We start from the raw sequence: 13,541 nt of genomic DNA on the forward strand, positions 1-13,541 counted from the left end.
ATTACTTCTGACCGCCAGGGGTGTTATTGCTTTTGTGGGTGGGGCCTTGCCAGCGAGCTTTTGATCGGCCAAAAAACTCGCTGGCAAGCCAGCTCCCACAACAGTCAGCAAACACAGCTGGGTGTGCACAATTTCAACAAGCGAGGAACCGATGACCTACATCGCTGCGCAAGACCGCTACGAGTCCATCCCTTACCGCCGCGTAGGCCGCAGCGGCCTGGTGCTGCCGGCGCTGTCCCTGGGCCTGTGGCACAACTTCGGCGACAGCACGCCCATCGACACCCAGCGCGCGCTGCTGCGCACCGCCTTCGACCTGGGCATCAACCACTTCGACCTGGCCAACAACTACGGCCCGCCCTACGGCAGCGCCGAGATCAACTTCGGCCGCCTGCTGCGCGAAGACTTCAAGCAGTACCGCGACGAGCTGATCATCTCCAGCAAGGCCGGTTGGGACATGTGGCCAGGCCCGTACGGCCAGGGCGGCGGCTCGCGCAAGTACATCCTCGCCAGCCTCGACCAGAGCCTGCAGCGCCTGGGCGTGGACTACGTGGACATTTTCTACTCGCACCGCTTCGACCCCGACACCCCGCTGGAAGAAACCGCCGGCGCACTGGCCACCGCCGTGCAGCAGGGCAAGGCGCTGTACATCGGCATCTCGTCGTACTCGGGGGTGAAAACCCGCGAAATCGCCAAGCTGCTGCAAGAGTGGAAAGTGCCGCTGCTGATTCACCAGCCGGCCTACAACCTGCTCAACCGCTGGGTGGAAAAGGACCTGCTGGACGTCACCGACGAGCTGGGCAGCGGCGTCATCGCCTTCACCCCGCTGGCCCAGGGCCTGCTGACCGACAAGTACCTCAACGGCGTGCCCAAGGATGCCCGCGTGAACAAGCCGGGCGGTGGCTCGCTGCTGCAGTCGCACCTGTCGGAAAGCAACCTGGCGCACATCCGTTCGCTGAATGAAATTGCCCAGCAGCGCGGCCAGAGCCTGGCGCAAATGGCGCTGGCCTGGACCCTGCGCGACCCGCGCGTAACCTCGGCCCTGATCGGCGCCAGCCGTCCCGAGCAGATCATCGAGAACGTCGGCGCCTTGAAGAACCTGGCCTTCAGCCGTGAAGAGCTGGAAGCCATCGACCGCTTCGCCGTCGAAGGCGGCATCAACCTGTGGGAAAAGCCGTCCCTGGCTGAGTAACCCCTCCCAGCCGGGGGCCATGGCCCCCGGCCCTGCATTGCGAGAACGCCCATGAAACCACTAGCACGCCTGGCGGCCGGCCTGTCCCTGCTTGCCCTGACTTTCAACGCCCTGGCCGACCCGGCCGCGCTGCGCATCGGCTACCAGAAGGGCTCCATCGCCCTGGTGCTGGCCAAGGAGCACGGCCTGCTGGAGAAGCAATTCCCGCAGACCAAAGTGCAGTGGATTGAATTCCCCGCCGGCCCGCAGATGCTCGAAGCGCTCAACGTCGGCGCGCTGGACGTGGGCTCCACCGGCGACATCCCGCCGCTGTTCGCCCAGGCCGCAGGCGCCGACCTTGTGTACATCGGCGCCGAACCGGCCAAGCCGGCCGCCGAGGTTATCCTGGTGAAGAACGACAGCCCGCTGCACAGCGTGGCCGAACTCAAGGGCAAGAAAGTCGCGTTCCAGAAGGGCTCAAGCTCCCACAACCTGATCTTGCGCGCCCTGAACCAGGCGGGCCTGAGCTACAAGGACATCCAGCCCATCTACCTCAGCCCCGCCGACGCCCGCGCCGCCTTCGAGCAAGGCAGCGTCGACGCCTGGGTGATCTGGGACCCGTATTCGTCGCTGGCGCTGAGCGAAGGCCACACCCGCAAACTCGCCGACGGCACCGGCCTGGGCCTCTCCGGCCCGCTGTACACCGCCCGCCGCCCGTACGCCGAACAGAACGGCCCGTTCATCCACAACCTGCTGGCCGAACTCAGCCAGGCCGAAGCGCTGACGCGCAGCCAGCGTGAGGACAGCATCAACGTGCTGGCGGCCAACATGAGCCTGCCCAAGCCGGTGGTAGCCCAGTACATCGACAACCGCCCGCCATCGCCGATTGCGCCGGTTGACGCAAAGGTGATGGCGGCGCAGCAGGTGACGGCGGATCTGTTTTGGCAGAATCATTTGTTGCCGAAGCGGTTGGATGTGAGCCAGCAAGCCTGGAAATGATGCTGGTCAGTTTTTGGCAGGGAAGCCGAGCACCTGTGCCGGCTTGTTGAGCGCATCATATAGAGTTGGCTTCGAGTGAATGATTTTTTCTGCCTCGCCAACGTCTAGCAGCAGTTCGGCAGTAATGTCACATCTGCTCGAAACGATACTTAGAATCTTCAAGAGGTCCTCCGCAAGGGAACGCGAGAAAATTGGTTCATGATGGGCGACTCTATTTCGCAGCTTCCGAATATGACCTAGATCGTCGTAGATGGCCTGGCGAAGGTCTCCCAGGTTTCGGGCTGTATCGAGGTGGGGCATTACTTTATGTAAGCTGTGCCTCCATATCTGGTTTTCATAGCGTTTGGTGAACATTTTCTGCCAGAAAACAAACTTGAGCTCAGCTATGACACATCCGGTTCGGTAGTAAGTTCGGCGGCTATTCAGCAGGTCTTTACGAGGGCTGTACCCTGACACAGGATCGGGAAGGCTTTGTTCGAAACCTGGAACCCAAGGCCAGCGCGGCCCGAATTGTGCCTCGAGTGCCTCAGACACGGCGTTTCTGATGATCACCTCGCACACGTGCAACGGTGCGAGCAAAATGGCACAGACACGAGCGTTCCAGGCATAGAGAGCGATCGCGAAATTGAAATCGCCGCCGCCTGCCTCAGCGGCGGCCTCGAAGGTCTTCATTCTGCTGGCGGATAACGCTCTCCTGATCGCGAACTCTGCATTGGTCGTTGACGACACCAGCACCTTCCCTTATCGTTGTGGTGATTGCTTCAGGACATGTTGGCGCAAGCCTCCCCCTGAGGACAGATGAAACATTGAAGAAACCCGCCTTTTTGGCGGGTTTTTTTATTCCGAATATTTCACCTCGTTGTTGCCCGAATTAAGGGATTGTTCCTACGCCCATATCGGAAGTGGCCGGATAGTGATGCCCCGGGCAACGCCCTATAGTCCTCTGCGTCGCTGACCATCAGCGGCCGGGCGTGCAAGCCCTGTCCAGAAACGTCGTCCCCGTAACCGCACAGCAGGCAGTAGAATGCCTGCTGTGTTCGTCATGGCGGCTATGTGTGGGAGATCTTCGGGTCTGCCGGCTCTGGACCGGTCTTGCACACCTGCGCATAGCTGCCACCCCATCCGCGTGCAAGCGAGGGTGGCTGTCTCAACTGTCCAGAGTACTTGCCATGACTTATCAAGACGCCTCACCCCCCATCTTCCTCATCAACCCCGACTGCCCCGACCTCGACCTCTTCGAATTCGCCACCCGCCGCTTCCAGACGGTGCGCAACCTGATGGAGTCCTTGTCGTGCATGAATTCCTGCTCCATCGAGGGCAAGGACCTGAATGTGGCAGCGGATGTTGCCTATCAACTGCTCCAAGAGGGGTGTGCCCTGTTGGAAAGGGTGCATGGGCGCTTGGGGTTGTGATGCCGGCCGGGTCCGACGTGGTTGGCAGTGCGGATTAGAAAATCCACACGTTCATGTGGATTTAAAAACTTAAACAGCCAAAATGTCGAAAAACCTCATGATCGTGAGGATTATTGTCGAAATGAGACTATTATCAGAATAATCCGTACGGTCATGAGGATTTTATCAGAATGCAACTTCCAGTCACTTCGGCAGAAACCCTTGGCCTCATCATCCGGGCAAGCCGAAAAGCCATGTCATTGCGCCAGGACGACGCGGCAGGAATGATCGGTATCAGCGAGAATTTCCTTGGCAAGGTCGAGCGCGGCGGTGAAGCGGTTCAATGGGGAAAGGTATTCCAAGCCATGCAGGCGCTAGGGCTTAAATTGACCGTAGACGTTCCTGATTCTGTCTCTGAAGACACCTTGGCCTACATGGAGAAGTACGTGAAGACTATTCCGGCATTCAACGCGATCAAGGTGAAGGGGCCGAAACTCTAAATGCGTGAATTGGAGATATGGATTAATCAGATCCGCGTCGGTTCGTTAAGTGAGCAGAATGGCCTGTGGAGCCTGACGTACTCCAATGCATGGATTCAGCATCCTGAAAGTTATGCCTTGGCCCCCAGTCTGCCGCTACAGCGTGAAGCGATCATTGATGGCGGATCCGTGCGCCCGGTGCAGTGGTACTTCGATAACTTGCTACCGGAGGAGGGGCAGCGTGCATTGATTGCCAAGGCAGCCAATGTAACGGTCGAGGACGCGTTCGGCTTGCTTGAGTGCTTTGGTGCAGAGTCTGCTGGCTCCCTGACCCTACTGCCGCCTGGACGCGCGCAAGCTCCTGGGGGGCTGACCCTGCTACCGGATGAGGAGCTCAGCAGGCGCATTCGCGACATGCCCCAGATTCCCTTGGCGCAGCAGGCGCAGAAACGAATGTCGCTTGCTGGCGCGCAGCACAAGGTGGCAGTCGTGCTTGAAGGGGATCAGTTGTGGGAGCCATCTGGCAACACCCCTTCAACTCACATTCTCAAGCCCGATCACCCTTCGGAGGAGTATGCGCATTCGGTTATCAATGAGTGGTTTGTGATGACTCTGGCGAGCCGAGTGGGGCTTGCAGTGCCTACTGTTACAAGAAGATATGTGCCAGAGCCGGTCTACCTTATTGAGCGATTCGACCGCCGTCAGGGCACGGACGGATGGCAGCGCCTGCATAGCATAGATGCTTGCCAGCTCTTGGAGCTGGATAGAGTTTTCAAGTATTCCGCAGGCAGCGTTGAAAGATTGAGAGAAATCAGCCAGCGCTGCACCATGCGTTTGGTTGCTATTCAATCGTTATACCGTTGGCTTTTGTTCAACGTGCTCGTTGGCAACACTGATGCCCATCTGAAGAATCTTAGTTTTCTGGTAGCTGCGGACGAGCTCCAACTATCTCCTTTCTACGACTTGTTGAGCACGGCCGTGTACGAAACGCAGGCGTTTGGCAAAGCGCGCTGGCCGAACCAAGTGGAAATGGCCTGGCCTATCCAGGACTCGCCTCGGATTATTGAGCAAAATGAGCGAAGGCTGGTTGAAGCCGCGCAAACACTGGGAATTCCGGAAGCCGTAGCGAAACGGCAACTGGTTGCGATGCGCAGGAATATTCTGGAACAGGCTCCGCTCATCCTAGAAGAGGTCCAACAGGCAAATAGCGATTTGCTTCGGCAGCGTCCGGAATTGGCCGCCACCTTTGCGGGGGAGATGCGTTGTTTGCGTGCGATTGTCCATGTGGTGATCCAGGACATGTGTCGCCAAACCGCTTCGTAGCAGCGGCCGCCAGGTCGCGTTGTAGCCCCTGTCAGAACGGCGCATCCCCCAGGATGGTCGCGCGCTGCATCACGCGGCGGGCCGGGCGGTAGTCGTCCACGGCGTAGTGCTGGGTGCTGCGGTTGTCCCAGAAGGCCACGTCGTTTTCCTGCCAGCGCCAGCGCACGAAGAATTCGGGGCGGGTGGCGTGGGCGAACAGCAGCTTCAAAATCGCATCGCTTTCCGCCGGCTCCAGTTCGTTGATGCGGGTGGTGAAGCCGTCGCTGACGAACAGCGATTTGCGCCCGCTGACCGGGTGGGTGCGGATCACCGGGTGGCTGATGGGCGGGTTCTTGCGCCGGGTTTCTTCCCAGCGGGCCAGGTCTTCGGGAGTGCTGCCGAAGCGCTCCAGCGGGAACGACTTGGTGAAGTCGTGGGTGGCGGTGAGGCCGTCCAGCAGGCGCTTCAGCGGTGCCGACAGCGCTTCATACGCGGCAATGCCGCTGGCCCATAGGGTATCGCCGCCGTACGGCGGGATCAGCTTGGCGCTGAGCACAGCGCCCATGGCCGGGGTGGGCAGGAAGGTTACGTCGGTGTGCCAGATGGCGTTGTCACGGACGTCGGTCACGGCGGTGTCGAGGATCAGCACTTCTGGCTGTTCGGGCACGTTCGGGTAGATGGGGTGAATGTGCAGGTCGCCGAACTGCGCAGCGAAGCGCGCCTGCTGCTGCGGCGTGATGGGCTGGTCGCGGAAGAAGATCACGTGGTGCGCCAGCAGCGCCTGTTCGATGGCATCGCGGTGTTCCGCGGTCAGCGGCTGGGCGATGTCGACGCCGCTGATGACGGCGCCGATGGCAGGGCTGATGGGGGTGATGGTCAGGCTCATGGCTATCTCGTTATTCAAGGTAAGCAGCGATCGATCAATGACTTTGGCCGTGCCAGGGCACCAGCTTGCGTTGCAGGGCGCGCAGGCCCATTTCCAGGGCGAAGGCGATCACGGCAATGACCAGGATGCCCAGGATGACCACGTCGGTAACCAGGAACTGCGCGGCCGACTGCACCATGAAACCCAGGCCGCTGGTGGCTGCGATCAGCTCGGCAGCCACCAGGGTGGACCAGCCCACGCCCAGGCCGATGCGCACGCCGGTAAGAATGTCGGGCAGGGCGCTGGGCAAAATCACGTGGCGAATCAATTGCGCGCGGGTGGCGCCCAGCGACTGCGCGGCGCGCAGCTTGGCCGGGTCGACGGTGCGCACGCCGGTGGCGGTGGCAATGGCGATGGGGGCGAAGATGGCCAGGTAGATCAGCAGCACTTTCGACAGCTCGCCAATGCCGCACCAGATCACGATCAGCGGCAGGTAGGCCAGCGGCGGGATAGGGCGGTAGAACTCGATCAGCGGGTCGAAGATGCCGCGGGCGATGCGGTTGGTGCCGATGGCGATGCCGATTGGAATGGCCGTCAGGATGGCGAAGCCCAGCGCCAGGCCGATGCGGCTCAGGCTGGCACCCAGATGCTGCCACAGGGTGGCGTCCATGTAGCCTTTGGTCGCCAGCAGCCAGCCTTTTTCCAGCACGGCCACGGGCGAGGGCAGGAACAGCGGCTCGATCAGCCCGCTGGCGGTGACGGCCCACCACAGGGCCAGCAAGGTCAACAGGGTGAGGCTGCTGATGGCGCGGGTGCTCAACTGGCGCCGCGGTTTCACCGGCTTGATCAGGGTAGCCTGGGCGGTGACGGGGGCTTGGTAGCTGCTCATGCCGGCTCCTGTTGCAGTGCGGTGCGTTGGGAGAACACGCGCGACAGTACGTGTTCGCGGGATTCGATGAAGCGTGGGTCGGACTTGATGGCGCGGGCCGACTCGCCGGCGCCATAGCGCTGGCCGAAGTCCAGGCTCAGGCGTTCCACCACCTGGCCGGGGTTGGGCGCCAGCAGGATCAGGTCGGTGGCCAGGAACACCGCTTCTTCGATGTCGTGGGTAATCAGGAACACCGGCTTGGCGGTGCGCTTCCACACTTGCAGCAGCAGTTCCTGCATCTGCTCGCGGGTGAAGGCGTCCAGCGCGCCGAAGGGTTCGTCCATCAGCAGCACGCGTGGGTCGGCGGCCAGGGCACGGGCCAGGCCGACACGCTGCTTCTGGCCGCCGGAGAGTTGCCAGATGCGCCGGCTGCCGAAATCGGCCAGGTCCACCAGGGCGAGCATGTCGCGGGCGCGCAGTTCACGCTTTTCGCGCGGCACACCGGCCAGCTCCAGGCCGAAGGCGACGTTGGCCAGTACGTCCTGCCAGGGCAGCAGGGCGTCGTCCTGGAACACCACGCCGCGCTCGGCGCTGGGGCCTTTCACGGGCACGCCGTCAAGGGTGATGCGCCCGGCGCTGGGCTCGACGAAGCCGGCGATCAGGTTCAGCAGCGAGGTCTTGCCGCTACCCGAAGGGCCCAGGGCCACCAGCAGTTGTTGCGGGCCCAGGGACAGGTTGATGTCGGCCAGCACCGGCGTGCTGGCGCCGGGGTACTGTGCGCTGATGCGCTCGAGTTGCAGCAGGGCCATGAGATTGATCCTATGCGTGGCGCCGCCGATGCCCTTGTGGGAGCTGGCTTGCCAGCGAGCTGTTGCTGTTTGAAGAGCTCGCTGGCAAGCCAGCTCCCACAAGGGCGTGGGGGCCGGAAAATGGTTACTGAACGAACTGCGCGCTCACGTAGGGGGCGTAGTCGGGCAGCACGGCGTCGACCTTGCCTTGCTCTTTGAGGAAGGTGGCGGTGTTGGTGATGGCCTGGGTGGTAGGCGCGCCCAGCGCGGTTACCTGGTCAGCCGCCAGCGGGTAGACGTTGCCCTGCAGCAGCAGCGGAATGTCGGCGGCCTTGGCACCCGACAGCTTCACCAGCTTGTCGACGTTGCCCTGGTTGGCCAGCCACGCTTGTGGGTCTTTGCGGTAGCTGGCGTAGGCGTCCAGGGTCACCTTGGCGAAGGCCTTGACGATTTCGGGGTGCTTGTCGGCGAAGTCCTTCCGCACGATCCAGGCGTCGAAGGTGGGCGCGCCCAGCTTGGCCAGCTCACCGGAGGTGATCAGCACTTTGCCGCTTTCCTTGGCCACGCCCAGCGCCGGGTCCCAGACGTAGGTGGCGTCGATGTCGCCGCGCTTCCAGGCGGCGATGATGGCCGGTGGGTCGAGGTTGAGGATGGTGACTTTCGACGGGTCGATCTTCCACTGTTTCAGCGCGGCCAGCAGGCTGTAGTGGCCGGTGGACACGAACGGCACGGCGATTTTCTTGCCCACCAGGTCCTGCGGGCTGTTGATGCCTGCGCCGTTGCGGGCCACCAGGGCCTCGGCGGCGCCGATCTGGGTGGCAATCAGGAAGGTTTCCACCGGCAGTTGGCGGGTGGCAGCGGCAGCCAGGGGGCTGGAGCCGACATAGCCGATCTGCACGTCGCCGGAGGCCACGGCGGTAATCACCTGGGCGCCGCCGTCGAACTTGCGCCAGCTGATTTTCGATTGGGTGGCCTTTTCGTAGGCGCCATCGGCTTGGGCAACCTTGGCCGGGTCGACGGTGGTCTGGTAGGCCACGGTGAAATCGGCGGCCTGGGCCACGAACGCGGCGCCTGCCAGGGAGATGGCCGCCAACAGGCGAAGGGGGTTGAAGCGGGACATGGTGCAGCTCCTCATCAGGCGGCCGGATGGCTTTTGTGATGGGAAGACTAAATGATCTAAGAATCAGTAAATAAATAACTGTTTTGCATTAGCTTAGCGCTGGATTCTGTAACCGTAGGCCGGTTTTGTGGGAGCTGGCTTGCCAGCGAGCTTTTGAGGCCCTGAAAAGCTCGCTGGCAAGCCAGCTCTCACAGGTTCAGTTAACGAACTTGGCGCTTACGTAGGGGGAATAATCGGGCAGCACGCTCTCGACCTTGCCTTGTTCCTTGAGGAACTCGGCCGTCTGCTCGATGGCCTTGGCGGTACCGCCTTGCAGCAGCGCCGGGGTTTGCTGGGCCTTGGCGTCAGGGAAGGCGGCGCCAGCCAGCAGTTCAGGTACGTCGCTGGCGTTGGCGCCGGTGAGCTTGGCTATTTTTTGCACAGGCACCGAGTCCGCCGTCCAGGCGTCCTTGTGCGCGGCGTAGTCGGCGAACGAGTCCAGGGTCACCTTGGCGAACTGGGCGATCACTTCCGGGTGCTTGTCGGCGTAGTCCTTGCGCGCTACCCACACCTCAAAGGTCGGCGCGCCCCATTGGCCCACCTGGGCGGCGTCGGTGAGGGTCTTGCCGGTCTTGCGAATTTCGCCCAGGGCCGGCGACCACACGAAGGCGCCGTCGATGTCGCCGCGCTTCCAGGCGGCGGCAATTTCGGCCGGCTGCAGGTTCACCACCTTGACCTTGCCTTCCAGCCCCCAGTGCTTCAGCGCGCCCAGCAGGCTGTAGTGCGAGGTGGATACGAACGGGGTGGCGATGGTCTTGCCCACCAGGTCTTGCGGGTTGTTGATGCCGCTGCCGTTACGCACCACCAGCGCCTCGGCGGCGTTGATTTGCGCGGAAACGATGAAGGCCACGATTGGCAGCTTGCGTGAGGCGGCAGCGGCCAGCGGGCTGGAGCCCAGGTTGCCGATCTGCACGTCACCCGAGGCGATGGCGGTTACCACTTCCGGGCCGCTGTTGAAGCGGCGCCAGTCGATTTTCTCACCAATGGCTTTTTCATAGGCGCCGTCGGCCTGGGGCACCTTGCTGGGGTCGATGCCGGTCTGGTAGCCGATGGTGAGGTTGGCCGCCTGCGCGCTGGCCTGGAAGATGAACAGGCTGAGCGCAGTGATTAAAAGCTTTTTCATGTGTGGACGCTTTACGGACACGGAGCACCTCTGACCGCTCGGGCGGTTGCTGCGAAGGGGGTGGGGGAATGTCCGGTGGTCCGGTTGTTGAAAGCTAAACGATCTAAAAAATAAATTGCAAAGACCGTTTAGTAATTACCTTAGAGGCCGATAGAGGCTAAGGGCCATGGGGTTTGGCAAAGTGTTTTATCTATTCCAAAACGATCTGAAAAGAGATGAAACAATTCTTTTTGGAGTTATGAAATATTATTTACTCTTGCCCGTCACAAAATGGACATAGACCATCGTCGTAAACCGACCTAGAGCGGTTGACGCGGTGTTCGCCACTGGCATTAATCGCAACAACCCCAGCGCAATGGACAGAAGATCCATGATTGGGGACAGACAAGAATTAGAATCATTACAGGAGCAACACAATGTACAAGTCTTCCTTGGCTCTGGCCGTGGCTGTTGGGGTATTCGCCGCGCACGCTGGCGCCGAAGGTTTCATCGATGACAGCAAGGCTACGCTGAAGCTGCGCAACTACTACATCAACACTGACAACCGCGACTCGGCTGCCGCCAAGAACGCCAACTACACCGCCGAGTGGGGCCAGGGCTTCCAGCTGGACTTCCAGTCGGGCTACACCGCCGGCACCGTGGGCTTCGGTATCGACGCCATCGGCCTGCTGGGCGTGAAACTGGACTCCAGCCAAGCCAAGCACGGCAACCCGACCGGCCTGCTGGACGGCGGTTCGGTGTTCCCGAGCAACGGCAGCGAAGCGGCTGACGACTTCGCCAGCCTGGGCCTGACCGCCAAGGCCAAGATCTCCAAGACCGAACTGAAGCTGGGCACCCTGATGCCCAAGCTGCCGGTCATCCAGTACAACGACGGTCGCCTGCTGCCACAGACCTTCCAGGGTGGCCAGATCACCTCGAACGACATCAAGGACGTGACCCTGGTTGCCGGTCAGATCGACTCGGCGAAAGGTCGTAACTCCAGCAACAACGAGAACCTGTCGATCAGCGGTGCCAACGGCAGCGGCAACAGCAACATCGGCGAGCGCAGCAACAAGTTCTACTACGGCGGCGTGGACTACAAGATCACCAAGGACCTGCTGGTCCAGTACTACTACGGTGAGCTGAACGAGTTCTACAAGCAGCACTTCCTGGGCCTGGTACACAACTGGGCCATCGGCCCGGGCGTGCTGAAGTCCGACCTGCGTGCGTTCCACAGCACCGACGACGGCGCCAACGGCAACGACGCGGCCTACTACACCACCGGCAACTACAGCGGTGTTGCCAGCGGCAAGGGCCCGGTCGACAACAACCTGTACAGCGGCCTGTTCCTGTACACCGTGGCCGGCCACACCTTCGGCGGCGGCTACCAGGTCAGCAATGGCAGCTCGGACTTCCCGTGGCTGAACCAGGGCGACGGTTCGTCGAACTACACCATCACCGACATGCAGATCCAGAAGTTCGGCCGTGCCGGCGAGCGCACCTGGCAAGCACGCTACTCGTATGACTTCGCCGCACTGGGCCTGCCAGGCGCCACCGCCGGCATCGTCTACCTGCGTGGCGACAACATCGACACCGTAGCCACCAACGGCAGCGTTGCCGGTTCTGGCCGTTCGGAATGGGAACGCGACATCACCCTGGCCTACGTCGTGCCTGAAGGCACCCTGAAAGGCCTGGGCTTCACCTGGAAAAACGCCATGTGGCGCAATGACATTCCAGGCCAGCGCGACCAGGACGAAAACCGTGTGATCGTCAGCTACTCGATCCCGCTGCTGTAACCCTGCCGTAAATACCAAAGCCTGCCGCGGACCCTATCCCGCGGCGGGCTTTGTTTTGCCTGAAAATTGTTATTCCTTTTGGGACTTAATAAATCGATATTTATTCTTTTTATTTCGTCTACGCTGAGTGCACAGTAGTTCCCATAAAGCACTCAACAAGGAGCAAGGCCTCTCATGAGCATCCGCCTCGGCGATATCGCCCCCGATTTCGAACAAGACTCCAGCGCCGGCAAGATCCGTTTCCACGAGTGGCTGGGCAGCAGCTGGGGAGTGCTGTTCTCCCACCCTGCAGATTTCACCCCGGTGTGCACCACCGAGCTTGGCTTCACCGCCAAGCTCAAGGAAGAGTTCGCCAAGCGCAACGTCAAGGCCATCGCCCTGTCGGTGGACCCGGTGGACTCGCACCACAAGTGGATCGAGGACATCAACGAAACCCAGAACACCATCGTCAACTTCCCCATCCTGGCCGACGCCGACCGCAAGGTGGCCGACCTGTACGACCTGATCCACCCCAACGCCAACGACACCCTGACGGTGCGCTCGCTGTTCGTGATCGACCCGAACAAGAAAGTGCGCCTGACCATCACCTACCCGGCCAGCACCGGCCGCAACTTCCACGAAATTCTGCGGGTGATCGATTCGCTGCAACTCACCGACAACCACAAGGTGGCCACCCCGGCCAACTGGCAGGACGGTGACGAGGTGGTGATCGTGCCGTCGCTCAAGGACGAGGAAGAGATCAAGCAACGCTTTCCCAAGGGCTACCGCGCGGTGAAGCCGTACCTGCGCCTGACGCCCCAGCCTAACCGCTGAGCCGTTATTCATCCTCCCACGACAGGGTTTGAGGGCCGTTGATCACGGCCCTTTTTTTTGCCTGAAATCTCATATTCTTTCATCGCATAACCACATGAAAAAATATGATTTATGGATATATAAAAGGCCTGTTATGGTCAGTTCCATCTCGCCGGTCGCGAGGCCTTTTGGTCAAAGAAGGAAGGGTGGCAATGCTGGTTGTATCTCTTGGTGGCAGCCCCAGTGTGCGCTCGCGGTCCGGCGTATTGCTGGAACAGACGCGGCTCTGGTTGCAGCGCCATAACGTGGAAGTGGTGACGTTCCAGGTACGCGACTTCGCGGCCGAGGACTTGCTGCACGCACGTTTCGACAGCCCCAAGGTGCTGGACTTCCTGGAGCTGGTGCAGAAGGCCGACGGCCTGATCGTGGCCACGCCCGTGTACAAGGCCTCGTTCAGCGGCGCGCTGAAGACCCTGCTGGATTTGCTGCCCGAGCGGGCGCTGGCCAACAAGGTGGTATTGCCCATCGCCACCGGCGGCAGCATCGCCCACATGCTGGCGGTGGATTACGCCCTGAAGCCGGTATTGGCCGCGCTGAAGGCCCAGGAAATGCTGCAGGGGATCTTCGCTGACGACAGCCAGATCGCCTACGGCGAAGGCAGCGCTGCGGCGCAGCTGGCACCGGCGCTGGAGCAGCGCCTGAACAATGCCCTGGATGAGTTCCATTACGCCCTGAGCCGCCGGCCACAGGCGCTGGACCCAGGCATTTTGAACGAAAGACTTTTGAGCGCGCGCTGGAGTATCTAACGCCGCTTGTGGGAGCTGGCTTGCCA

The 13,541-nt window shown here is 61.3% G+C and carries 14 protein-coding genes; 8 read left to right on the plus strand and 6 right to left on the minus strand.

Annotated elements, in window-relative coordinates; translation table 11 throughout:
- Positions 1-151: 151 nt before the first annotated feature.
- Together mgrA and AC0SZ7_RS01315 are read left to right on the plus strand one after the other, a co-directional pair.
- Entirely contained in the window at positions 152-1,189 is a 1,038-nt protein-coding gene (gene mgrA, locus AC0SZ7_RS01310; RefSeq protein ID WP_416421517.1) for an L-glyceraldehyde 3-phosphate reductase, read from the plus strand.
- A gap of 51 nt (positions 1,190-1,240) precedes the next feature.
- Positions 1,241-2,167 carry a sulfonate ABC transporter substrate-binding protein gene (locus tag AC0SZ7_RS01315; protein WP_416421516.1) on the plus strand — a complete coding sequence of 309 codons (927 nt, stop codon included), beginning with the start codon at positions 1,241-1,243 and terminating at the stop codon, positions 2,165-2,167.
- Between the two features lie 6 nt (positions 2,168-2,173).
- Here AC0SZ7_RS01315 and AC0SZ7_RS01320 read toward each other — a convergent pair whose 3' ends face one another.
- Positions 2,174-2,896 carry a hypothetical protein gene (locus tag AC0SZ7_RS01320; protein ID WP_475502630.1) on the minus strand — a complete coding sequence of 241 codons (723 nt, stop codon included), beginning with the start codon at positions 2,894-2,896 and terminating at the stop codon, positions 2,174-2,176.
- Between the two features lie 440 nt (positions 2,897-3,336).
- Between AC0SZ7_RS01320 and AC0SZ7_RS01325 the strand changes: the two genes are divergently transcribed.
- From AC0SZ7_RS01325 to AC0SZ7_RS01335, 3 genes are all read left to right on the plus strand, one after another.
- On the plus strand, positions 3,337-3,579 hold the full coding sequence (locus AC0SZ7_RS01325) for a hypothetical protein (RefSeq protein ID WP_475502631.1): 243 nt from the start codon (positions 3,337-3,339) through the stop codon (positions 3,577-3,579).
- 170 nt (positions 3,580-3,749) lie between these two features.
- Positions 3,750-4,058 (plus strand): helix-turn-helix domain-containing protein, encoded by a 309-nt coding sequence (locus AC0SZ7_RS01330; RefSeq protein WP_475502632.1) that lies wholly within the window; start codon positions 3,750-3,752, stop codon positions 4,056-4,058.
- On the plus strand, positions 4,059-5,360 hold the full coding sequence (locus AC0SZ7_RS01335) for a HipA domain-containing protein (RefSeq protein ID WP_475502633.1): 1,302 nt from the start codon (positions 4,059-4,061) through the stop codon (positions 5,358-5,360).
- A gap of 31 nt (positions 5,361-5,391) precedes the next feature.
- Here the strand turns inward: AC0SZ7_RS01335 and tauD are convergent, their stop codons facing one another.
- The 5 genes from tauD to tauA (AC0SZ7_RS01360) form a co-directional block, all read right to left on the minus strand.
- Positions 5,392-6,225, minus strand: coding sequence for a taurine dioxygenase (gene tauD / locus AC0SZ7_RS01340; protein ID WP_475502634.1), 834 nt, complete (start codon positions 6,223-6,225; stop codon positions 5,392-5,394).
- A 34-nt stretch (positions 6,226-6,259) separates the two neighbouring features.
- Complete coding sequence (tauC, locus tag AC0SZ7_RS01345; protein WP_475502635.1) at positions 6,260-7,093, minus strand: taurine ABC transporter permease TauC; 834 nt, start codon at positions 7,091-7,093, stop codon at positions 6,260-6,262.
- Positions 7,090-7,881 carry a taurine ABC transporter ATP-binding subunit gene (tauB, locus tag AC0SZ7_RS01350; protein WP_475502636.1) on the minus strand — a complete coding sequence of 264 codons (792 nt, stop codon included), beginning with the start codon at positions 7,879-7,881 and terminating at the stop codon, positions 7,090-7,092. The genes tauC and tauB overlap by 4 nt, the downstream gene beginning before the upstream one ends.
- 124 nt (positions 7,882-8,005) lie before the next feature.
- The gene (gene tauA, locus AC0SZ7_RS01355; RefSeq protein ID WP_475502637.1) at positions 8,006-8,980 is read right to left on the minus strand and encodes a taurine ABC transporter substrate-binding protein; all 975 of its coding nucleotides are present in this window, start codon (positions 8,978-8,980) and stop codon (positions 8,006-8,008) included.
- Positions 8,981-9,176: 196 nt separating this feature from the next.
- The gene (tauA, locus tag AC0SZ7_RS01360; RefSeq protein ID WP_475502638.1) at positions 9,177-10,142 is read right to left on the minus strand and encodes a taurine ABC transporter substrate-binding protein; all 966 of its coding nucleotides are present in this window, start codon (positions 10,140-10,142) and stop codon (positions 9,177-9,179) included.
- 416 nt (positions 10,143-10,558) lie between these two features.
- Here tauA (AC0SZ7_RS01360) and AC0SZ7_RS01365 point away from each other — a divergent pair, with 416 nt between their 5' ends.
- The 3 genes from AC0SZ7_RS01365 (at position 10,559) to ssuE (ending at position 13,515) form a co-directional block, all read left to right on the plus strand.
- Entirely contained in the window at positions 10,559-11,917 is a 1,359-nt protein-coding gene (locus tag AC0SZ7_RS01365; RefSeq protein ID WP_475502639.1) for an OprD family porin, read from the plus strand.
- 174 nt (positions 11,918-12,091) lie between these two features.
- Positions 12,092-12,730 (plus strand): peroxiredoxin, encoded by a 639-nt coding sequence (locus AC0SZ7_RS01370; RefSeq protein WP_475502640.1) that lies wholly within the window; start codon positions 12,092-12,094, stop codon positions 12,728-12,730.
- Positions 12,731-12,921: 191 nt separating this feature from the next.
- On the plus strand, positions 12,922-13,515 hold the full coding sequence (gene ssuE / locus AC0SZ7_RS01375; protein ID WP_475502641.1) for an NADPH-dependent FMN reductase: 594 nt from the start codon (positions 12,922-12,924) through the stop codon (positions 13,513-13,515).
- Positions 13,516-13,541 lie beyond the last annotated feature (26 nt).

The sequence above is a fragment of the Pseudomonas sp. JC1203 genome, from assembly GCF_056175065.1.